Origin of the sequence: Nesterenkonia sp. DZ6 (genome assembly GCF_022565835.1) — a bacterium.
In the GTDB taxonomy this organism is placed as follows: Bacteria; Actinomycetota; Actinomycetes; order Actinomycetales; family Micrococcaceae; genus Nesterenkonia.
In genome coordinates, this window is record NZ_JAJOYW010000001.1 from 1 (window position 1) to 20,468 (window position 20,468).

General features: G+C 64.7%; 19 protein-coding genes and 1 tRNA gene. 9 read left to right on the forward strand and 11 right to left on the reverse strand.

Annotation, left to right across the window (positions count from 1 at the left end; all coding sequences use genetic code 11):
• Positions 1-381: extracellular solute-binding protein (locus tag LTH93_RS00005; protein WP_241469396.1), on the reverse strand; the 381-nt coding region annotated here is incomplete at its 3' end.
• 599 nt (positions 382-980) lie between these two features.
• Here LTH93_RS00005 and LTH93_RS00010 point away from each other — a divergent pair.
• Positions 981-1,142 (forward strand): hypothetical protein, encoded by a 162-nt coding sequence (locus LTH93_RS00010; RefSeq protein WP_241469397.1) that lies wholly within the window; start codon positions 981-983, stop codon positions 1,140-1,142.
• Between the two features lie 787 nt (positions 1,143-1,929).
• Here LTH93_RS00010 and LTH93_RS00015 read toward each other — a convergent pair.
• A complete protein-coding gene (locus LTH93_RS00015) occupies positions 1,930-3,696 on the reverse strand; it encodes a helix-turn-helix domain-containing protein (protein WP_241469398.1) in 1,767 nt (588 codons plus the stop codon).
• A 134-nt stretch (positions 3,697-3,830) separates the two neighbouring features.
• On the opposite strand from LTH93_RS00015, the gene LTH93_RS00020 reads away from it, so the two are divergent.
• The 8 genes from LTH93_RS00020 to LTH93_RS00055 all read left to right on the forward strand — a co-directional run bounded on the left by LTH93_RS00020 (position 3,831) and on the right by LTH93_RS00055 (position 11,705).
• Positions 3,831-4,949 carry a zinc-binding dehydrogenase gene (locus tag LTH93_RS00020; protein ID WP_241469399.1) on the forward strand — a complete coding sequence of 373 codons (1,119 nt, stop codon included), beginning with the start codon at positions 3,831-3,833 and terminating at the stop codon, positions 4,947-4,949.
• 2 nt (positions 4,950-4,951) lie between these two features.
• Positions 4,952-6,349: a solute carrier family 23 protein gene (locus LTH93_RS00025; RefSeq protein WP_241469400.1), complete on the forward strand. Its 1,398-nt coding sequence runs from the start codon at positions 4,952-4,954 to the stop codon at positions 6,347-6,349.
• Between the two features lie 27 nt (positions 6,350-6,376).
• Entirely contained in the window at positions 6,377-7,888 is a 1,512-nt protein-coding gene (locus LTH93_RS00030) for an NAD-dependent succinate-semialdehyde dehydrogenase (RefSeq protein ID WP_241469401.1), read from the forward strand.
• Between the two features lie 135 nt (positions 7,889-8,023).
• On the forward strand, positions 8,024-8,686 hold the full coding sequence (locus LTH93_RS00035; protein ID WP_241469402.1) for a cyclodeaminase/cyclohydrolase family protein: 663 nt from the start codon (positions 8,024-8,026) through the stop codon (positions 8,684-8,686).
• 15 nt (positions 8,687-8,701) lie between these two features.
• Entirely contained in the window at positions 8,702-9,124 is a 423-nt protein-coding gene (locus tag LTH93_RS00040) for a DUF3054 domain-containing protein (RefSeq protein ID WP_241464739.1), read from the forward strand.
• Between the two features lie 136 nt (positions 9,125-9,260).
• Entirely contained in the window at positions 9,261-10,448 is a 1,188-nt protein-coding gene (locus LTH93_RS00045) for an alcohol dehydrogenase catalytic domain-containing protein (protein WP_241469403.1), read from the forward strand.
• A 62-nt stretch (positions 10,449-10,510) separates the two neighbouring features.
• Positions 10,511-11,401, forward strand: coding sequence for an SDR family oxidoreductase (locus tag LTH93_RS00050; RefSeq protein WP_241469404.1), 891 nt, complete (start codon positions 10,511-10,513; stop codon positions 11,399-11,401).
• Between the two features lie 46 nt (positions 11,402-11,447).
• Entirely contained in the window at positions 11,448-11,705 is a 258-nt protein-coding gene (locus LTH93_RS00055) for a DUF7218 family protein (protein WP_241469405.1), read from the forward strand.
• 101 nt (positions 11,706-11,806) lie between these two features.
• On the opposite strand, the gene LTH93_RS00060 is transcribed toward LTH93_RS00055, so the two are convergent.
• The 9 genes from LTH93_RS00060 to LTH93_RS00100 all read right to left on the reverse strand — a co-directional run bounded on the left by LTH93_RS00060 (position 11,807) and on the right by LTH93_RS00100 (position 20,467).
• Positions 11,807-13,486, reverse strand: a complete 1,680-nt coding sequence (locus tag LTH93_RS00060; RefSeq protein ID WP_304653866.1) for a catalase — start codon at positions 13,484-13,486, stop codon at positions 11,807-11,809.
• A gap of 153 nt (positions 13,487-13,639) precedes the next feature.
• Entirely contained in the window at positions 13,640-15,238 is a 1,599-nt protein-coding gene (locus LTH93_RS00065; RefSeq protein ID WP_241464735.1) for an NAD-dependent epimerase/dehydratase family protein, read from the reverse strand.
• Between the two features lie 61 nt (positions 15,239-15,299).
• Positions 15,300-16,289: an aldo/keto reductase gene (locus LTH93_RS00070; protein ID WP_241469406.1), complete on the reverse strand. Its 990-nt coding sequence runs from the start codon at positions 16,287-16,289 to the stop codon at positions 15,300-15,302.
• Between the two features lie 191 nt (positions 16,290-16,480).
• Positions 16,481-16,556 (reverse strand) — tRNA-Ala (locus LTH93_RS00075).
• A 138-nt stretch (positions 16,557-16,694) separates the two neighbouring features.
• Positions 16,695-17,066, reverse strand: coding sequence for a ribosome silencing factor (rsfS, locus tag LTH93_RS00080; protein WP_241464733.1), 372 nt, complete (start codon positions 17,064-17,066; stop codon positions 16,695-16,697).
• Positions 17,067-17,077: 11 nt separating this feature from the next.
• A complete protein-coding gene (locus tag LTH93_RS00085; RefSeq protein WP_241469407.1) occupies positions 17,078-18,046 on the reverse strand; it encodes a hypothetical protein in 969 nt (322 codons plus the stop codon).
• 127 nt (positions 18,047-18,173) lie between these two features.
• Positions 18,174-18,770 (reverse strand): nicotinate-nucleotide adenylyltransferase, encoded by a 597-nt coding sequence (nadD, locus tag LTH93_RS00090; RefSeq protein WP_255727177.1) that lies wholly within the window; start codon positions 18,768-18,770, stop codon positions 18,174-18,176.
• A gap of 59 nt (positions 18,771-18,829) precedes the next feature.
• Complete coding sequence (locus tag LTH93_RS00095; RefSeq protein ID WP_241464731.1) at positions 18,830-19,009, reverse strand: hypothetical protein; 180 nt, start codon at positions 19,007-19,009, stop codon at positions 18,830-18,832.
• Positions 19,010-19,063: 54 nt separating this feature from the next.
• Positions 19,064-20,467: a glutamate-5-semialdehyde dehydrogenase gene (locus LTH93_RS00100; protein WP_241464730.1), complete on the reverse strand. Its 1,404-nt coding sequence runs from the start codon at positions 20,465-20,467 to the stop codon at positions 19,064-19,066.
• Position 20,468: the final 1 nt, after the last annotated feature.

The following is a 20,468-nucleotide window of genomic DNA, read 5'->3' on the forward strand; positions in this document are numbered from 1 at the left end:
GTCACGGTAGGCCTCCGGCACCTGCTCGAGCAGCTCGGCGTCGAGCTCCTCGAAGAGGCCCGCTTCGGCCACGGCGCCGAGGGCGCCTGCATCCTGGGCGAGGAAGACGTCGGCTGGGGAGCCTTCTCCCTCCTCCAGCAGCTGGGCGGCCAGCTCGGCGGTGTCGCCATAGCGCACCTCGACCTCGATGCCGGTCTCTTCCGAGAAGGTGTCGATGAGCGGCTGGATCAGTTCCTCGTTGCGCCCGGAATAGAGCACCAGGCTCTCCTGCTCGGCGGAGGTCTCGTCACCGTTCGACGCCGGCTCAGTGGTATCGCCACAGGAGGTCGCGGTCAGGGCGACAAGTGCGCCCAGAGTGACCGCCATAGAGGTTCTGCGCATGAGTAGTGTTCCTTCGAATCTGATTGGAGGGCTCTCGGACGTGAGGCCTGATTGGACAGCTATGAGGCTACCTTAAGATACGCAAGGAGAGTGTGTGTTAATTGAGTAAGGATCGATTAAGACACAACACCATCGTGCGGCAGGCAGGGGTTCCAGGCCGGCCTTCCGTCCCCAGGGATTAGTCACCGGACGAGCAGTTGTGCTGTACGGCCCGCGAAGCATCGCCGGATCAGCGGATCTGGAGTTGATCACGAATCCGGGAGTCTCCGCCGCGGGGGATGCTGGCGCCGAGGGGATGCCGCTTACTTTGGCAGCTGTGATGGAGGTGAAATTCGCGGCATCGAACATCCTTAGTCAGAGAATGCTGTACCTGACTAAGGGGGGAGTGCAGTGTGACCTCTTGCATGCCGAGGTCGGCCGCGGTCTGTTTGATCGGTCGTCCTTCGCGGACCAGTGCGATGGCGCGGGCCCGGAACTCTGGAGGGTAGGGGGGGGTGGTATGTTCATCAGCATTCCATGAAGGCCATCGGCTAGCGAGGAATAGTGGAGCCCAAACTGTGGGTAGGTCAAGACGTCACCTTTCCGCGCGGCAGACCCAGATGGAAGTCCTGCGCCTCAACGCGAGCAAGCCGGGCGGCGAACGGATTGAAGCGCTGCGCGCCAAGCGGAACCACATGATCACGGCCATCGGAATAGGGGTCAGCGCGACCACTGCACTAACCGCGGTGGGCCCGGTCGTGGTCACCGTCCTCTTTGCCTGATCTTGAGCCATGGACACAAGGAGTCTTCGCCGGGTCCATTCATTTCCGTCAAAGTTCGGCCATGGTCACCACTAGAACCCAGGAAACACAGGGGCGAAATCAATGTGGGTGACGTTAAACAACGGATGATGCGTTCTGGATCATCTCGTCACAGGTCGGGATCTTCACCGCAGCGGCGTGACGCACCGACTCCATGAGAGCACAATGCGGACGGGCAGGACTGACTCGAAAGAGACCGTCCCGATACGAGATCACGGTACGGTCAGTCGAGTTTGCGTAACCTGGCTGTCGACTCCGGCGGATCATGCTTTCTCCTCAGTGGCCATGAATCGCAGGATTTAAGATGACAATCGTAGCGACACCAGGTTTCGTAGGATAGTGGCCAGGTTCTATAGGACTAGACAATGATCCTGCCCCGACTGGGCCCGTCGGATAAAGCGCCGATAATCTACATTATGTCAGGTTGCGCTGACTCACGCGGAGAGTCCAGAGCCGATCAACGTAACTAAGCTGCCGCTATCCGGTCGGCGCGTATGCCACTCCGACCAGCCGCTTTGACCCAAGCAATGATGAGCCCACATCCATGCTCTGACCGCGTGGCCCATTCATCCAATCTCAAGAGACACGTTGAGGTTGCCGATTGAATGACCTGACCACTGGGATCGGCTCGAGAAACACATCGCAATGTCGGACCCGCTCCCCCCGGCAGAACGCCGGGTTGGAACTATTCATCGTTTGCGGCCATGCTGAATCGCACATGCCCCAAGTCGATCTCCTCGACCCGTGATCAGCGACTACCCCCCGCCGATGAATGCCACCACGCCCGAAGTGCCAGGTGTACATCCAGAGATCGTGGGGCGCGGTCCCATCCGGAACCCAGCAGCCTCTCGACCGTGCGGAGACGTTGATTGACCGTATTGCGATGGACGAAAAGGGACTCGGCCGTGCGGTCGATGCGTCTATCGGAGTCGAAGAACTTCAGCGCAGTCTCCGACAGCGAGGTCCCGCGAGTCTCGTCATACTCGGTCAGCGCGCGCACTCCTGCGGCGAGGTCGACCGTGGGAGATTCCCGAGCCAGATGAATCACGGTGCCCACCAGCCCCACCTTGGAGGAATCTATGATTCCAGTCTGCCCGGCATATTCGAGCACGGACAATGCCGCCTGTGCCTGCCTATAGGAGTTTGGCAGGTCCGTGATGTCAGGCATGGGGCCCGCGACCGCAGCCAGCAGTCCCATTCCTCGGCTCTCCTCGAAGGACTCAAAACTCTGGATCCAATTCCGGTCCGTGAAGATCACACACAGATCTTCTTGCGCCGGTGCGAGGAACCGAGTTCCGCTCATCTGCCTGAGGGTGCGCTGGAAGTCCCGCTCAAACACCTGCGAGTGACGGATCAGGGCGATCCACACAACCTCCCTCGAAGTCAGACCCCACGGCCGAAGCCTCCGGTCAAGCCGAGCTGCAGGAATCGGGTCTCCGGAGAGCAGCTCCTCGAACACATCGAGCTGCATACGGTGTTGAGCATCCTCTTCGGCCTGGACGAATAGCAGCGCCAGAGCGCAGTGGACGGCCGAGCGTTCGAGCAGCAACTGGTGGTTGGAAGCCAGCTCGGCCGAGGTGAAGAGGAAGCCCATCAGGCTGCGACCGCTGCGGACCGGTGCGACCGTTCCGATGACGTGTTCGTCGGCACCGCGCAAGGGCTGTGCGCGGCCCGTGCCCGCGGCGGAATCCATTGCCTGCCGCAGATCCCTCCCGGGTGTCGAGATTGGTTCTTGCAGGCCAGTCCCCCGAACCGGCTCGGCTGACGAGGGTGAGCCCATTGATACGGCTCGCCCCAACTCGTCAAGCAGAAAGACCGAAGTTCCCAGAGCTGCGGCCGTCACCCGCAGTACACCTTCTTCGTCCTTCCCCTCGAGAAGCTGGTGCATGAGCTCATCATCGAATTCAGCCGTGCGCCTCAGCGAGAGCACCTCCTGCAGACTCTCCTTGTTTCGGCGAGTCAGAGCTTCTGTGTCTTCCAGCGCTTGAGCGTATTTCTGAGCATTGTCCAACGCGATGGCGGCATGCGCTCCCAGGGAGCTGACCATGTCCACTTCGTCAGGGCTGAACACCCGTGGAGTCCGTTCTGCGGCGAGCAGAGCACCGATAACCCGCCCGCGGACGAGAACCGGGACCCCCATGATGGTCCGCACACCCTCTGCCGCCACGATTTCGTCGATGCCGGCGATGTGGGGCACCGACTCGTCCTTCAGGTAATCAGTGGTCTGGTAGGGCGCGACACCTGAGGCCACCAGCCCCAAGATGCCGGTGCCTATCGGCATGCGAATGGTGCGGTACTCACTGGTCAGCACGCCATCCGATTGCCGGATATAGGTCTCCCCCGTGGCGTGATCGTTGAGACTGATGTAGGCCATATCGGCGCCCATCAGCTGGCGGGCATGCCGCACGATCGACATCAGAACGGCTTCCACGTCTTGAAGGCTGGAGAGTTCCGCAGCGATGTCCAGAAGCGCCTGCAGGAATGCTTCCCGATTACTGGCGGGCATGTCAGTCATGTACATAGGCTACCCATGATTATGGTGACCACAGCCATATCTCGCGGTGGCTTCCCCTCACGAATGCTGGTTGTATCACTCTCAGTCGTGATACCAATCACAAGCTTTCGAGGAAGCAGGAAGAAGACACTCTCATGCGCATCACTGGTGCAATCCTGGAAGAAGTCGGCCGTCCCGGTCCATACGCTCAAAGCCGACCGATCACCGTTGAAAGCCTCGAGCTGGAGGGCCCTGGTCCCTCGGAGCTCTTGGTCCGCATGGAGGCTGCCGGGGTGTGCCATTCGGACCTCTCCGTGGTCAACGCAGACCGTCCGCGACCGGTCCCTATGCTGCTGGGACACGAGGCGGCCGGGATTGTTGAAGCAGTGGGCGAGGACGTGGTCGATGTCCCGGTGGGACAACGTGTGGTCATGACATTCCTGCCACGCTGCGAGCGCTGCGAGAACTGTGCGGCCGGGGGGCAGCTTCCCTGCACCCCAGGCTCCCAGGCCAACAACGACGGCACCCTGCTCTCTGGAGCCCGCAGGCTCAGCCGCAACGGTGAGGCGGTTCATCATCACTTGGGGGTATCCGGGTTCTCCACCTATGTTGTGGCCGACCGCGCCACTGTGGTCCCGGTGGGTAAGGATGTGCCCCCCGCAGTAGCTGCAGTGCTCGGCTGCGCGGTGCTCACCGGCGGCGGCGCCCTCATCAACGCTGCTGAACCCGCAGCAGAGCAGAGCGTGATGATCGTGGGCCTGGGCGGTGTCGGCATGGCCGCACTCCTCACAGCGTTGGCAGAAGGCTGCCAGCGTGTGATCGGGGTAGACATGTCAGAGGACAAACTCGCGATGGCGCGTGCCATGGGAGCTCATGAGGTCTACACCCCTCAGGAGGTCGAGGAGAAAGAGATCCGTGCGCACCACGCGATCGAATGCGCCGGCAACCCGCGGGCATTCGAAACGGCCTTCAGCGCCACCAGGCCAGGCGGCCGCACGGTGACCACCGGGTTGCCGAACCCTTCGGCGACCGCCACGATCTCTCCACTGACCATCACGTCCGAGGCCCGGACCATCATCGGATCCTACTTGGGGTCTTCCGTGCCCAGCCGTGACATCCCGCACTACGAACAACTCTGGCGCGAGGGCAGATTGCCCGTGGAAAAACTCATCACCTCCCGCATTCGACTGGAAGACATCAATCAGGCCATGGACGACTTGGCCGCAGGCCGGGCCGTGCGTCAGGTCATCGAATTCGAAGAGCAGGGAGACTAGACATGTCCGAAACCATCAAGAGTGCGGGCTCCGCTCCAGAAGAAGACGGTCCGCAGGACCCAGCGACTTCGCCCCACTGGAAGGCGGGACCCTTCGAGGTTCGGCTTCCCTTCGTGCATTACCGCATCGAATGGCCGGACTACACCCAGGGGCTGTTCATGTGCGCCGTCGACCTGGCGGCCATCCCGCTCATGGTCAACCTTTTGGGCATGCCCTTCGAAGTGGCGCTGGCAGTAGTCCTGATCAACGGTCTCCTCTACCTGACCCACCACATGCTGGGCGACCCGGTGGTGCCCGGCTGGATCACCCCGGCCATTCCTCTGGTGATGGCGTACTGCGAGACCTTTCCTGAGGGCGAAGAACGAATCCATGCGCTCATCTCCTTCCAGATTCTGCTGGGGCTCTTCTCCATCCTGCTCGGAGTCACCGGTTTGGCACGGCGTGTGGTCACAGCGATCCCTGCCGCGATCAAGGCAGGTGTGCTCATGGGTGCTGGCATCGCCGCCGTCCAGCGCATCTTCGGCGATGGCGGAGAGTTTCATGACTTCCCGGTCACCATCACCATCGCCGTAGGGCTTGCCTTCTTCATCATGTATTCGCGGGGCTTCGCGTCCTGGCGCGGTCGCAATCGATTCGCCATGCAGGTCGGGAAGCTAGGCGTGCTTCCATGCATCCTGGTAGCTGTAGTGGTCGCTCCCCTGGCTGGAGAGGCGGAATGGTCTGAGGTGGAATGGGGCATCATCCAGCCCGACTTCATGACCCTATGGCGCGAATACACGGTGTTCGGCCTCGGGCTTCCCCCGCTGTCGATGTTTCTCCTGGCCATCCCGACGGTGCTGGCCACCTACATCGTGGTCTTCGGGGATTCGCTGCAGGCAGATGCGGTCCTGAAAGAAGCCAACAAGGCTCGACCCGACGAGCGGGTGGAATACAACCCGGACCGAGCCCACATCATCTTCGGCACCCGCAACACACTGATGGGAGTCATCGGCCCCGATGTGGCAATGGCAGGACCAGTCTGGTCGGCCATGCTGGTGGTCATCTCCGAGCGCTACAAGGACGGCAAGAAGGCCATGAAGAGTCTCTACGGTGGCGTGGGGTCATTCCGTTGGGGCACCAACACTGGACTTCTGCTGCTGCCCATCGTCACTCTGGTCGAGCCGATTCTCGGCGTCGCAATGGCGCTGACCCTGCTCATCCAGGCCTTTGTCAGCGTGCGCATCGGCATCATGCAAGCCCGCAGCCAGCGTGATCTAGGAATTGCAGGCGTGACCGCAGGTGCCCTGGCTCTCATGGGAGCGGGCTGGGGACTGGCCGTCGGAATCCTGCTGTGTGCAGTCATCTATGGACGCCAGTTCTTCGTGGGTGAGGACGATGGAACGTTCGCGAAGAAGGACTGAGCCAGAAACTACATGAGAGGCGTAGGAATGAGCACTGGGGACAAGAATGACTCGGCTTACTCTGTCCAGGAACGCGTCGATGCGGTGCTGGCCAAGACCCCGACCGGACTCTTGATCAACGGAGAATGGCAGGAGTCCTCCGATGGCTCCACCTTTGAGGTGGAGAACCCGGCCACCGGTGAGGTGCTGGCCACCATGGCCTCGGCCACCGCTGCCGATGCTCAGGCGGCCATGGACGCCGCTGCAGACTCGCAGGTGTCGTGGGCCCGCACGCCCACCCGCGTTCGGGCGGAGATTCTGCGTCGAGCATTTGACCTCGTCCAAGAACGCTCCGCGGACCTCGCGCTGCTGATGACGTTGGAAATGGGTAAACCCCTGGCGCAGTCACGTGGCGAGGTCACCTATGGCGGAGAGTTCTTGCGATGGTTCTCCGAGGAGGCGGTCCGAGACTACGGCCGCTACGCAGACACCCCCGAGGGGAATCTCCGCATGCTGGTCACCCGCAAGCCCGTGGGCCCCTGCCTGCTGATCACTCCCTGGAACTTCCCACTCGCGATGGCGACCCGCAAAGTCGCCCCGGCGGTGGCCGCAGGGTGCACCATGGTGCTCAAACCTGCAGCACTGACCCCACTCACCTCCAACTACTTCGCCCAAATCATGATCGACGCTGGGCTGCCTGCTGGGGTCCTCAATGTGACCTCCACCGATTCGGCCGCGGCGATCTCCGAGACGATCATGGCCGATGCGCGTCTGCGCAAGGTCTCGTTCACCGGTTCGACCGCAGTGGGCAAGCATCTTATGAAGATGGCCACCGAGAACGTGCTGCGGACGTCCATGGAATTGGGCGGCAACGGGCCCCTGATCGTGTTCGACGACGCCGACCTCGACAAGGCGGTCGCGGGGGCCATGGCTGCAAAGATGCGCAACATGGGTGAAGCCTGCACTGCGGCCAATCGCCTGTTGGTCCATGAATCTCTCGCCGAGGAGTTCGTGGCCAAGCTTGCGGACAAGATGTCCGCGCTGACCCTGGGCTCAGGAGTGGATGACGGCGTCGACGTCGGACCACTGATTAATGCCAAGGCCCGTGACTCCATGGATGAGCTCGTCACTGACGCTGTGGCTCGAGGCGCCGAGGTCGTTGCGGGCGGTCGGCGCGTCGACGGTCCGGGATACTTCTTCGAGCCGACGTTGCTGCGCAACGTTCCCGCTGAGGCTCGCGTGGTCCGGGAGGAGATCTTCGGGCCCGTGGCCCCAGTGCTCACGTTCAGCGATGAGGATGAGGCCGTGGCCCTCGCAAACTCCACCGAATACGGCCTGGCGTCCTACGTATTCACCGAAGACATCTCCCGCGGGCTGCGTATCGGCGATCGCATAGAGTTCGGCCTGATGGGCCTTAACGTCGGCGTCATCTCCAACGCGGCGGCACCTTTCGGCGGGGTCAAACAGTCGGGCTTGGGTCGCGAGGGTGGGGCTGAAGGCCTGGCCGAATACACGAGCACCCAGTACGTAGGCGTCGAGGACCCCTGGGGCGTTAAGTGAGCGTGCATCGCCGTGTGTTCGGGCAGAAGCCTCGTCCTCGGCAGCTCGCAGGCCCGGTGCTGAGTCAGGAGCTGGTGGGAGTTGCTCCGTGTCTCCCGTCTTCTGTTCCTCTCAGTCGTAGGACAGACTCGACCCATGACTGATGCGGAAGAGATCACCACGCAACGCTCGACGGTCGCCGAATGGACCCAAGGCCTGTCCCAGTCCACCGGATCCCCGGGCGGCGGCGCCGGGGCCGGGGCGATGCTTGCCATCGCCGCGTCGCTGACCTCCATGGTCGCCGGGTACACCGAAGCCGATCTTGAACGGCGGGACAGGCTCGCCGCCATCCTCGCCCGAGCCGGCGATCTTCGGCAGACCGCCCTGCAGCTGGCCGACGACGACGCCACCGCCTCCCACGCCTTCGGCGCAGCCTTCAAGCTGGAGCGGGGACCGAAGCGCGAGAAGGCCATCCGTGAGGCCGCGATCGGTGCGGCGCAGACCTCCGCAGAACTCGGCGAGTACGCCGTCTCGGCCATCGACGACCTGTCCTGGCTGGCAGAACATGGCAAGCGAGCCGTGATCGCCGACGTCGTCGTCGCCTTCGGGGCACTTCGGGCCGCCGTCGCAGGTGCGCGCACCAACGCCAGCTTCGATCTGGCCACCCTGAAGTCCTCAGGTTCCACACTCGAGGAGATCCAGGATCAGCACCCCGACCTCTGGGCCACCGTAGAAACGCTGACCACCGCGATCAGCCGCATCGATGCCTGCACCGCCTCGATAGATGATCGGGCAGCCCCGACGCACGCAGAGGCATAGTCCTAGACTCGGTCCATGCACTCCTCCCCCTCCCCGCAGGCAGCGCCGACCCGCCATGCCGCACTCCCCTGGCTGCTCCTGCTGCTGGACGGCCTGCTTGTGCTTGCCTTCGCCGCCACGGGCAATCGCTCCCACGAGACCGGACTGGCCTTCAGCGATGTGTGGGGCACCGCTGCACCGTTCCTGCTCGCACTGCTGGTCAGCTCGCTGGCAGTGCGCTTCTGGCGCAGCCCCTCGCGGCTCTGGCCGGACGCCGTCGTCGTGATCCTCGGCACCGTGGCTCTGGGCATGACTGTGCGCGTGCTCTGCGGCGGCGGCGGCGCGGAATGGTCCTTCATTCTGGTGGCGCTCGGCGTACTGGGCACCCTGCTGCTCGGCAGACGCCTGGTCAGTGGTCTGCTCACTGGCCGACCCACGCGTCGCGGCGTGACGCGCTGAGGCCAACGTGGGGTTCATGTCCAGCTCACTGCCAGGTGGTAGTCGATAACGTGGACCCTGTAAGGGTGATTCCGGGAGTGAAGAATGACATCTCTCCCAGATATGCCGCGCAGAAGAACTTCTGAGGAGACGCGACGTGAAAGCAGTGACATGGCAGGGCCATAACAAGGTAAGTGTGGAGACCGTCCCGGATCCACAGATCCAGCAGACCAACGACGCGATCATCGAGGTCACCTCCACCGCGATCTGCGGCTCGGACCTTCACCTCTACGAGGTGCTCGGCCCGTTCATGACCCCCGGCGACATCCTGGGCCACGAGCCGATGGGTCGTGTCGTCGAGGCGGGTCCCGACTCGAACCTCGCCGTCGGTGACCGAGTGGTCATCCCCTTCCAGATCTCCTGCGGCAGCTGCTTCATGTGTCAGCGCGGCCTGCAGACCCAATGTGAGGTCACCCAGGTCCGTGAGCAGGGCATGGGCGCCGCCCTCTACGGCTTCTCCGCGCTCTACGGCGCCGTCCCCGGCGGCCAGGCCGAATACCTGCGAGTCCCCCACGCGGACTACAGCCCGATCAAGGTCGGCAACGAGCTGCCCGACCACCGCTACCTCTTCCTCTCCGACGTCATCCCCACAGCATGGCAGGGCGTGGCCTACACCGGACTCAAGAGCGGTGACAGCATCGCGATCATCGGACTCGGCCCGATCGGCCAGTTCGCGGCGCGCATCGCCAAGCACCAGGGCATGAAGGTCTACGCCATCGATCCCGTGGCCGCGCGCCGCGCGATGGCCGCCCGCCACGGCGTCATGGTCTTCGACACCGGCGAGGAATCGCTGAACCAGATCCGCGAGGCCACCGACGGCCGCGGCCCCGACGGTGTCGTGGATGCGGTCGGCATGGAGGCCCACGGCTCCCCCATCGCCAAGGCAGCCCAGATCTCCGCGCAGTTCCTGCCCGACGCCCTCGGCAAGGCCATGATGCAGACCGTCGGCGTGGATCGCCTGGCTGCCCTGTACTCGGCCATCGAGCTCGTCCGCCGCGGCGGCACGATCTCGCTGAGCGGCGTCTACGGCGGCGCCGCCAGCCCGCTTCCACTGATCACCATGTTCGACAAGCAGATCACCGTGAAGATGGGCCAGGCCAACGTGAAGAACTGGGTCGACAAGATCCTGCCGCTGGTCGAAGATCCCGCAGATCCCCTGGCTGTGGACGACTTCATCACGCACACGCTGCCGCTGACCGACGCTCCCGGCGCCTACGAGATGTTCCAGAAGAAGGAAGACGGCTGCATCAAGGTCGTCCTGGATCCCACCAGGTCAGCAGTCTGAGCGGCGGCCACCAACCTGAGCCGGCTGCCTGCCGGACACACCTCTCTCGAAGGACATCAGTCATGACGAGCGATCCATACACCCAGCAGGACCCCCGGACGAAGTACCGTCACAGCGACCTCCCCGAGCAGGAGCAGCCGGACCAGCCCGGGCTGACCGGCAAGACCGGTCCGGAGCCGGATCACGGCGAAGCGAGCTGGGTCGGCCACGGACGGCTCAAGGGGCGCAAGACCCTGATCACCGGCGGCGATTCCGGCATCGGCCGCGCCGTCGCGATCGCCTTCGCCCGCGAGGGATCGGACATCGCCATCGCCTACCTCCCAGAGGAGGAGGAGGACGCCCAGGTCACGGCTCAGCACGTGCGCGAGGCCGGCCGTCAGTGCGCCACCTACCCGGTGGACATCACCGACGAGGAGAGCGCCGTGGGCATCGTGCGCCGCGCCGTCGAAGACCTCGGCGGGATCGACGTGCTGATCCTCAACGCCGCCTACCAGCGGGCCCGTGACGGCGTCGGTTCGACACCTACCGCTGAGGTGCGCAAGGTCTTCGAGACGAACCTCATCGCGCATATCGTGATCACCCGTGAGGCGGTGCCCCATCTGAACCCCGGGGCCTCGATCATCGTGACCACCTCCATCCAGGCGGTGGGCCCCAAGCCCGTGCTCTTCGACTACGCGATGTCCAAGGCTGCCCAGGTCGCCTTCATCGAGTCGATGGCAGCGGAGCTGGCCGAGAAGGGCATCCGCGTCAACGGTGTGGCACCGGGCCCTATCTGGACTCCGCTGATCCCGGCCACCGGGTTCGACGGCGTCGCTCAATTCGGTCAGGACACTCCCCTGGGCCGCCCAGGGCAGCCCGCGGAGCTCGCCGGGGCGTACGTCTATCTCGCCAGCGAGGAGGCCTCCTACGTCTCCGGCTCGGTCATCCCGGTCACCGGCGGCAAGGGTTTCTGAGCCGCAGCACCTGAGTCCAGCATGAGCCGACGGAAGGATTCTCTCCATGGCACGATCAAGCGTGAAGGATGAGGAGCTCTACGAACGCCTCCGCGAGGAGGGCAACTCCAAGGAGAAGTCCGCTCGCATCGCCAACGCGGCTGCCAAGGAAGGCCGCAGCAGCGAAGGCGAGAAGGGCGGGGAGGCGTCGAACTACCAGGACCGGACCGTGGCGCAGCTGCAGGATCGGGCCAGGGAGCTCGGTCTCACCGGGTACTCGAAGATGAACAAGCCTGAACTGATCGACGCGCTGCGCAACCACTGAGGTTCTCAGCGGGACCAGCAGGCCAGCAGACGGCAATGGCCGGAAACCCGTCGGGTTCCCGGCCATTGCCGTCTCAGCTGACGCTCAGTTCTTGTGCAGCATCACTTGCTGTAGCTGGGGCTTCCCAGGTTGCCGGCGAGCACGTCTTCGGCCGAGGCCTGGCGGTTCTCGACGGACGCCGTCCAGGTGCCCCACTGCTCGGGGTCAATGGTGTCGCCATTGTTGCCGAGGTTGGCGAGGCGCTGCTCCTCCTCCTCGGTGAAGTTCTGCACCGCCAACGGCAACAGGTGCGACACATCCTCCACGGTGAGGCCGATGTTCTTCGCGATCCGCTGACCGTAGTCATCGTGGATCATGAAGAAGTGCCAGACGATGCGCTCCTGCACGTCGCGCTCGGACTGCTCGAGCATGCCGGTGAGCACGTTGATCAGCTCATCGCGCTCCCAGTCCATCATGGTGTTGTAGCGACCGCGTGCCTGCAGGTAGTCATTGCGGCGATCGAGGTTCTCCTGCACCAGCTGTCCGCCGACGGCCGGAGCGTTGTTCGGCTGCGGCTCCGGGGACTCGTGCAGTCCATTGTGGATGGAGGGCTCGTAGTTCACGTGCGGGTTCTGCTCGGGATGCACGTCGTTGCTGAAGGACATCAGTCCGCCGCGCTGGTTCGTGTAGACCTTGCCGTCGCGGCCCTTGGGCTGGTTGACGGGCAGCTGCAGGTAGTTCGGTCCCACGCGGTACCGCTGCGCGTCCGAGTAGGAGAAGGTGCGACCGACCAGCATCTTGTCATCGGAGAAGTCCAGGCCGTCGACCAGGACACCGGTGCCCATGGAGATCTGCTCGTTCTCGTTGTGGTGGTCACCCACATTGCGGTTCAGCGTCATGACGCCGATCTTGCGCAGCGGGAACTGGTCCTCGGGCCAGATCTTGGTGTCATCCAGCGGATCCCAGCCGAGCTCGGGGTGCTCGTGATCCTCCATGATCTGGACGTGGACATCCCACTGTGGGAACTCGCCGCGTTCGATGGACTCGAAGAGGTCCTTCGAGGCGTGGCCGAGGTCCTGGCCCTGCACCTTGGCAGACTCTGCCTCGGTCATCGAGGCGACGCCGGCGCGCGGGTGGAAGTGGTACTTCACCAGGACGGTCTCGCCCTCGGCGTTGACCATCTTGTAGGTGTTGACGCCGAAGCCCTCCATGTGGCGGTAGGTCGCCGGAATGCCGCGGGGGCTGAAGAGGTGGGTCAGCATGTGCATGGACTCGGGAGTCTGGCCCATGAAGTCCAGGATGCGGTTGGGCTCCTGGCGGAAGGTGATCGGGTCCGGCTTCAGCGAGTGAATGACATCGGGGAACTTGATCGCATCGCGGATGAAGAACACCGGAAGGTTGTTGCCGACCAGGTCCCAGTTGCCGTCTTCGGTGTAGAACTTCACAGCGAAGCCGCGGGGATCCCGGGCGGACTCTGAGGAGTCACGGCCGCCGATGACGGTGGAGAAGCGGATCGCCAGGTCGGTCTTCTTGCCGGCCTCCTGGAAGAGCTTGGCGCGGGTGTACTTCGACGCCGGCTCGTCGCCGATCATGCCGGTGGCCTCGAACTCGCCGTAGGCCACGAATCCACGGGCGTGGACCACACGCTCCGGGATGCGTTCCCGGTCGAAGTGGCTGATCTTCTCGAGGAACTGGTAGTTCTCCAGCGTGGCGGGCCCGCGGTTGCCCACGGTGCGCTGGTTCTGGTTATTGGTGACAGGGTGACCCTGTCGAGTGGTCAGGATCGGATCGGTCTGTGCCAATTCGCTCTCCTTTTCGCTGCAGCGAGGTCCCCTGCGTCTCATGGACTGAAGAGGACCCTCACTTGCCCGACATGAGGCGGGCAGGCTTATGGGGTGGACTCTCTGAGCTTAGCAAGATCAAGAAGTTATTACGAGTAGTTCAGAACTAGTGGTTCAGCGTGTCTTCTCGAACGTGTCGCGGTCTTTGCGGAAGGCTCGGTGCCGGGCGTATTCGTGGACGGTCTCCAGCTGCTCGCGCTGGGCCTCGGCATCCTCGATCAACCCCTGGAACACCTGCGGATCCACCCCGAGGGCGTGGGCGTGGTCCTTCATCACAGACCACCCGTGAAGCTTGCCGGTGACCGCGGTGATCATCATCTCCGCTTCGAGCACCAGCGTGGAGGGCGATCGGCCGCCCGGCGGTCTGCCGTTGGGCTTGAGCCGTCCCACCCGCTCCCCCAGCCACGCGATGGTGGTGGACCCGGGTGGAGTCGAGAAGCCTTGACGCTGGATGAGCTTGACCAGAAAGCCGCGTTCGCGCCTGATCGCCTCGGCCACCTCGGAGATCTGCGGGAACACCGGTGTGTCGACGTAGTCGGCCGCCATGCGTTTGATCCGATTCGTTCCCGCGGTGGCTCCGGCAAGATGGTCGGACATGTACTGGCGCAGCAGCAGCGCGTCGACCTCTCCGCCCAGCTCGTGCTCAGCAGATGGAAGTTCCGGCCGGTCCGCGGCGTCGAGGTCCCGGGGGCGCAGCGGCGCCGAGGGGGCGCCGACCCCGGCGGCCATGCCCTGGACGAGCTCCTCCAGTGCCTGGGCACCGGAATGCTCCGGTGCCCAGTGGAGCTCCTTCTTCGCCCGGGAGTTGTCCATCACCGGCACGTGGCGGCCCATGTCCAGCCAGCCTTCATCCGTCGGGAGGATCCCGGCCCGGTGGGCGGCCTTGATCATCGGACGAAGCGCAGCAGCCGGCAGCGGGAGCGCGATTCCTGGGGATTTCTCACCGGAGACGACCTTTGCGATGGCGTCCCCGTCGAGCAGGTCATCGGCGCAGATGTTGAATGCGCCCTGTGCCCCCAGAATCGCGGCCTGTGCGTAGGCGGCAGCCAGGTCATCGGCGTGCACAGCCTGGGTGCGAATGCCGCCGGGGACCGGAACCACCGCAGGCCGGAAGAGCTGCAGCAGCTGCACCGGTGCCAGCTTTCCGGCGAAGTAGCGCTGGATCTCGGAGCCGGCTTCGCGTTGGAAGACCAGCCCGGGTCGCAGCCGGGCCAGTGAGAAGTCAGGATGAGCCTGCAGGAACTCGTCCATGACGCGCTCCTGGGCCACCTTGTCCTCGCTGTAGTGGGACCCGGGGATGCCCTCGGTGGGCCACTGCTCATCGTGCGCGACGTCATCCTCGGCTGGCGAGTACACCCCGACCGAGGAGGCGACGACGGCCTGGCGCACCCCCGCCTGGGCCGCGGCTTCCAGCACGTGCCGGGTCCCGTCGACATTGACCCGGCGCAGCAGGGTGCGCTCCTTGTTGGGCTGGATCAGCCAGGCCAGATGGATCACGGCGTCGCAGCCGGAGAGCGCCTCGGCCAGCTCGGGCACGACCTCGCTGTACTGGATGTCCGCGCGATGCCACTGCGCGTCCGCATACGGGGCGGCGTCGGTGTCGGGGAGTCTCCGTGCGATCCCCAGCACGCTGTCCACCTCGGTGCGGCTGCTCAGGTGCCTCAGCACCGCTGTTCCGACGTTGCCCGTGGCTCCGATGACGGCGATGCGCATAGGTCCTCCTGCTCGGTGGTATCTGGTCTGGGTGCTCAGTTCAGCGCACGCCCCGCGGTCTTCACCAGCGGGCGTGGACCGAGGGCGCGATCTTATCGGCGTAGAGCCTGCTCACCGCTGCCCGGAAGTCTTCGGAGAGCTTCGGCACTCCACCGGCCTGCGCGTTCTGGCGGGCCTGCTCGGCACTGCGCGCCCCGGGGATGACGGTGCTCACGCCGGAGGACTGGACGACCCAGGCGAGGGCCGCCGTCGTCGGCTTCAGCCCCTCCTGCTTGGCCAGCTCAGAGAACTCCGCGGCCGCCTCGACCCCGGTGGCGAAGTCCACGCCGGAGAAGGTCTCCCCGATGTCGAAGGCCTCACCGGAGCGGTTGTAGCTGCGGTGATCGGTCTCCTCGAAGGTGGTGTCCTTCGTGTAGCGTCCGCTGAGCAGTCCGCTGGCGAGCGGGACGCGCGCGATGATGCCCACTCCGGCTTCCTGTGCGGCCGGCAGCACGGCCTCCAGCGGCTTCTGCCGGAAGGCGTTGAGGATGATCTGCACCGAGGCCACATTGGGGCGGGCGATGGCGCTCAGAGCCTGGTCAGTGGTCTCCACGCTGACGCCGTAGTGGGCGATGGCGCCGGATTCCACGAGGGCATCCAGGCGGTCGAAGACGGCATCTGAGCTGAAGACATCATCGTTGGGGCAGTGCAGCTGGACGAGGTCCAGGGTGTCTCTGCCGAGGTTCTTCCGGGAGCGGTCGATCCAGGCCTGGAAGTTCTCAGCCGTGGCGTGCTCGAGGCTGGGTTCTTCCGCGCGGCGGATCATCTTGGTGGCGACCAGTCCGGTCCATTCAGGGTTCTTGCCCAGCCATGTGCCGATCAGCTGCTCGCTGAGGCCGTCGCCATAGACGTCTGCAGTGTCGAACATGGTGACGTCCTGCTCAGCTGCGGCATCCATGACGGCGTAGGCGTCGGCTTCCTCGACGCGACCGAAGTCCCCGCCGAACTGCCAGGTGCCGAGACCGATGGTGGATACTTCGCGACCGGTGCGGCCAAGGACACGATGCTGCATAGGGAAACCTCCGAGGTTGGCTGTGATCTGAGACAGCTGTGACGATCGACACCAGCCTACTCCTCACCGAGGACACGTCTCAGGTCCCGGCGCGCCGGCTTGGCGCGGAGAGAACAGCCAGGTCAGCGGGGAGGCATGCGGGCACACGAAAAAGGTCCGGAGTCCTGTTGGACTCCGGACCTGCTTCGCTCTGGTGGAGGTAAGGGGATTCGAACCCCTGACCTTCCGCATGCCATGCGGACGCGCTACCAGCTGCGCCATACCCCCAGATCATCACCCCGGCTCAGCAACTGCGCCGCGGCAACTCCCCTACTGTACTGTGAACCCGAATCGCTGCGCAAATCGGCGTCCAACTTCCAGAGAATTGCCTGGCCCAGCCGCTGACCTGGGGCTATGCGCCCCTACCTACGGTGCATCAGGAAGCTGCAGGTCGACCTTGGCAACATCGGCATAGAGCCTGTCGAGGCCGTAGACCGCGCGTTCTTCTTCATGCTGGACATGGACGACCATGTGTCCGTAGTCCAGCAGCACCCAGGTACCGGTGCCGCGGCCTTCACGGCGCAGCGGTGAGGAGTCGTGGACCTCTTTGAGCTGGCGCTCGACCTCGTCGACGATGGCGCCGATCTGCCGTTCAGAAGGTGCCGAGCAGACCAGGAAAGCGTCGGTGATGCCGAGCCGCTCCCCCACGTCCAGCCCGACGATGTTTGTCGCGAGTTTGTCCGCAGCCGCAGAGGCCGCGGTGCGGAGTTCAGAGAGCACTAGTTCGGTGATAGCCATGACGTCCAAGCTTAGAGGATGAATGAGAGTACAACACCGACCGTGATGATCAGCAGCAGGGCGAGAATGATCACAAGCCAGCCCATCATGGACTGACGCGCTCCCTGACGTGTGCTGTGTTCGACCATCGCGTCGATTTCGAGACCGTGGGCTCCGCGCGCCTGGATCGGTTCGATGGATCCGGTCGCGTAGACGGTCGGCTCCGCGGGATCATCAGATTCCAGGTGAGCCCGCAGGGTCTTGCGCGTGATCACGTCGGACTCGGGCCGCAGAGGACGCCGCCGCTCCTCATCATCCCGGTCCGCCTCGACCTGTTCCCTGCGCAGCCGTTCCTGGTTGGCCTGCATCGCCCGGGCTGCGAGGGCCTGCTGCTTCTTCAGCAGCTCGGGATCCACTCGGTCTGGATCATCGGCGGCGACCACGGCCTGGGTGAGTTCCCGCAGCTCCGCGATCCTGTCCTCGGCCGCGAGATCAGCTTCGGACCAGTCGGTCTCTGCCCGATCCTCAGGCGTCTCACCCTCTTCGGTGCCGAAGAACTCGGCCTCTTCAGGCTGCTGAGATTCCGAGTGGTCAGCCTCAGCAGCCGCCACGGCTGCCGAAACGGGTGTGGAGTCCTGGGTGGAAGGGGCTGGGAGGGAGAATTCCCAGGCGGCGGCAGGCGCTGTGCTGGAGCTGGATCCGCTGGTGGACTCGGAACCGGTCGTGAACGCGGGGGCTGTGCCGGACCCGCCGACGGCGCCGGGCTCGGCGTCGTTGAGGGATTCAGCGGCCTCGGGGGATCCAAGGCCACTCTCCGGCGCGGTCGCGTCGGCTGAGACCCCGTCGATGACCCGCTTCGGCGCACGACGCTTTCCGGTGCGCATCTGGGCGAGCTCAGCTTCGCGCTGACGGCGCAGCTCCTTGCGGGAGACCGGAAGGTACCGGGCGCGCAGATCTTCGCCGTCTGACGCGTCGTTCAGCTCGGTGTTCTCTGCGGTCATCGTGCGGCCTCCTGAAGTCCCCGGCCAGACAGTGCTGCCCGAGTAGGGACGTTGCCCTGGATCAAATCGGTCTCAATGGTGGAGCACCGATGTCCATCGTATGCCGAGGCGTGAGGGTGCGGAGCACTCAACGCGCGGGGTCCGCTGAATCTGGTTGGTACAGCCGGTGCTTGGCGATGTATTGCACCACGCCGTCGGGCACCAGGTACCAGACCGGCTTCTCGGCGCGGACGCGTTCGCGGCAGTCCGTGGAGGAGATCGCCATCGCCGGGATCTCCATCAGGGAGATCTCATCGGTCCGGCCGAAGTCCTCGGAGATGTACCCGGGACGGGTCACCGAGACGAAGTGCGCGAGCTCCCAGAGCTCATCGACGTTCTTCCAGGACATGATCTGGGCCATCGCATCGGCACCGGTGATGAAGAACAGCTCAGCATCGGGGTACATCTCGCGAAAGTCGCGCAGGGTGTCGATGGTGTACGTCGCTCCCCCGCGGTCGATGTCCACGCGGGACACGGTGAAACGAGGATTTGCGGCCGTGGCGACCACGGTCAGCAGGTAGCGATGCTCAGCGGGCGCGACCTCACGGCCCGCCTTCTGCCACGGCTCCCCCGTGGGGACGAAGATGACCTCATCGAGGGCAAACTCGGTTGCCACCTCGCTGGCCGCGACCAGGTGACCGTGATGGATCGGGTCGAAGGTGCCACCCATGATCCCCAGTCGCAGCGGACCTGGAGCACGCTCAGAGGTCGCCGCGACGCGCGGGTGACGTTGCGCCAAGAGGGTCAGTGATCGCTGTGCGGTGCCGCGGGCAGCTGGCGGCCCTTATCGGCGAAGCTCATGGTGATCAGCAGCAGGAACATCAGCAGGACGAACATGATGATGCCGAACCAGTGCGCTTCGATCGGCAGCGCGCTGGGCTCCTCGGCGCCGAGAACTGTGGCGATGACGTGCAGGTTGAACATGCTTCTCCCTCAGGTGGGATGAACGTGGATTTATCGATCCCCAGTGTACGGGAATCAGGCGCGGACCTGGCCCTCGCCGCGGACGATCCACTTGGTGGTGGTCAGCTCGGCCATTCCCATGGGCCCGCGGGCGTGCATCTTCTGGGTGGAGATGCCGACCTCCGCACCGAGGCCGAACTGCCCGCCGTCGGTGAAGCGGGTGGACGCGTTGACGATCACGGCCGCGGCATCGACCTCGGCGACGAACCGGTCGGCGTTGGCCACCGAGTCGGTGACGATCGCCTCGGTGTGCCCGGTGGAGAAGCGGGTGATGTGGGCGATGGCGTCATCGAGTGAGTCCACCACTCCGACGGCCATCTCCAGGTCGTGGTACTCGGTGGCGTAGTCGTCTTCGGTGACCTCGGTGACGGTGCCGAACTTCACCGGATCCTCGGTGAGGCTCTCCGGCTGGGTGGCGGGCAGCCATTCGCGGGCACGCGCGTCCACGTGCAGGTTCACGCCGCTGCGCAGCAGCCCGCGCAGGACCTCCTGGCCGGCCTCGGCGGCGTGGACGTGCAGGAGGAGGGTCTCGGCGGCGTTGCAGACGCTGGGCCGCGATGTCTTGGCGTTGACCACGATGTTGCGTGCGGTCTCGGCGTCGGCGTGGGCGTCGATGTAGATGTGCACGTTGCCCTCACCGGTTTCGATCACCGGCACTCTTGAGTTCTGCACCACGTGCTGGATCAGTTCCCGGCCTCCGCGCGGGATGAGCACGTCGACGGAGCCGCGCTGGGTCATCAGCGCGGTGGCACCCTCGCGTCCGAAGCTGTCGATGGACTGCACCGCGTCGACGGGCACCGCGGTCGTGCGCAGCGCGTCGCGGATGATCGCCAGCAGCATCTCGTTGGTCTTCTGCGCGGCGGACCCGCCGCGCAGGATCACGGCGTTGCCGGACTTGAGCCCGAGGGCTGCGATGTCCACGGTGACGTTGGGGCGGGCCTCGTAGATCACTCCCATCACTCCGAGCGGAACGCTGACCTGGGTCAGTCGCAGCCCGTTGGGCAGCGTGCGGCCCTGCAGCACCCGACCGACGGGGTCGCTGAGGCCCATGATCTCTTCGACGGATGCGGCGAGGGCCTCGATGCGTTCCTGGCTCAGCGCCAGCCGGTCCAGCAGCGAGCGGCTGAGTCCTGCTTCGCGGCCTCGCTCGAGGTCTTCATGGTTCGCCTCGGTGAGGGAGACGACGGACTCGCGAAGGCCGGAGGCCACTGCAGCCAGGGTCCGGTCCTTGTGCTCGCGGTCGAGGCCGCGGAGACCCCGGGATGCTTCGCGGGCGCGCTCGGCGACTGCGCTGATGCCGTCGGCGACCTCCTGCGGGACGTCCTTCGGGGTCTCACCCGGGACGTCCTTCACCGTCTCCTCGGAGTCGTCCTTCGCGGAGCTGGTCTCGGGCTGCTGGGTCTTCTGCTGGTCTGCCATG

Coding starts and splice junctions, on each gene's coding strand:
- LTH93_RS00010 (WP_241469397.1), top strand. CDS start 981: ATGGAAGTCCTGCGCCTCAACGCGAGCAAGCCGGGCGGCGAACGGATT.
- LTH93_RS00015 (WP_241469398.1), bottom strand. CDS start 3,696: ATGACTGACATGCCCGCCAGTAATCGGGAAGCATTCCTGCAGGCGCTT.
- LTH93_RS00020 (WP_241469399.1), top strand. CDS start 3,831: ATGCGCATCACTGGTGCAATCCTGGAAGAAGTCGGCCGTCCCGGTCCA.
- LTH93_RS00025 (WP_241469400.1), top strand. CDS start 4,952: ATGTCCGAAACCATCAAGAGTGCGGGCTCCGCTCCAGAAGAAGACGGT.
- LTH93_RS00030 (WP_241469401.1), top strand. CDS start 6,377: ATGAGCACTGGGGACAAGAATGACTCGGCTTACTCTGTCCAGGAACGC.
- LTH93_RS00035 (WP_241469402.1), top strand. CDS start 8,024: ATGACTGATGCGGAAGAGATCACCACGCAACGCTCGACGGTCGCCGAA.
- LTH93_RS00040 (WP_241464739.1), top strand. CDS start 8,702: ATGCACTCCTCCCCCTCCCCGCAGGCAGCGCCGACCCGCCATGCCGCA.
- LTH93_RS00050 (WP_241469404.1), top strand. CDS start 10,511: ATGACGAGCGATCCATACACCCAGCAGGACCCCCGGACGAAGTACCGT.
- LTH93_RS00055 (WP_241469405.1), top strand. CDS start 11,448: ATGGCACGATCAAGCGTGAAGGATGAGGAGCTCTACGAACGCCTCCGC.
- LTH93_RS00065 (WP_241464735.1), bottom strand. CDS start 15,238: ATGCGCATCGCCGTCATCGGAGCCACGGGCAACGTCGGAACAGCGGTG.
- LTH93_RS00070 (WP_241469406.1), bottom strand. CDS start 16,289: ATGCAGCATCGTGTCCTTGGCCGCACCGGTCGCGAAGTATCCACCATC.
- rsfS (WP_241464733.1), bottom strand. CDS start 17,066: ATGGCTATCACCGAACTAGTGCTCTCTGAACTCCGCACCGCGGCCTCT.
- LTH93_RS00085 (WP_241469407.1), bottom strand. CDS start 18,046: ATGACCGCAGAGAACACCGAGCTGAACGACGCGTCAGACGGCGAAGAT.
- LTH93_RS00095 (WP_241464731.1), bottom strand. CDS start 19,009: ATGTTCAACCTGCACGTCATCGCCACAGTTCTCGGCGCCGAGGAGCCC.
- LTH93_RS00100 (WP_241464730.1), bottom strand. CDS start 20,467: ATGGCAGACCAGCAGAAGACCCAGCAGCCCGAGACCAGCTCCGCGAAG.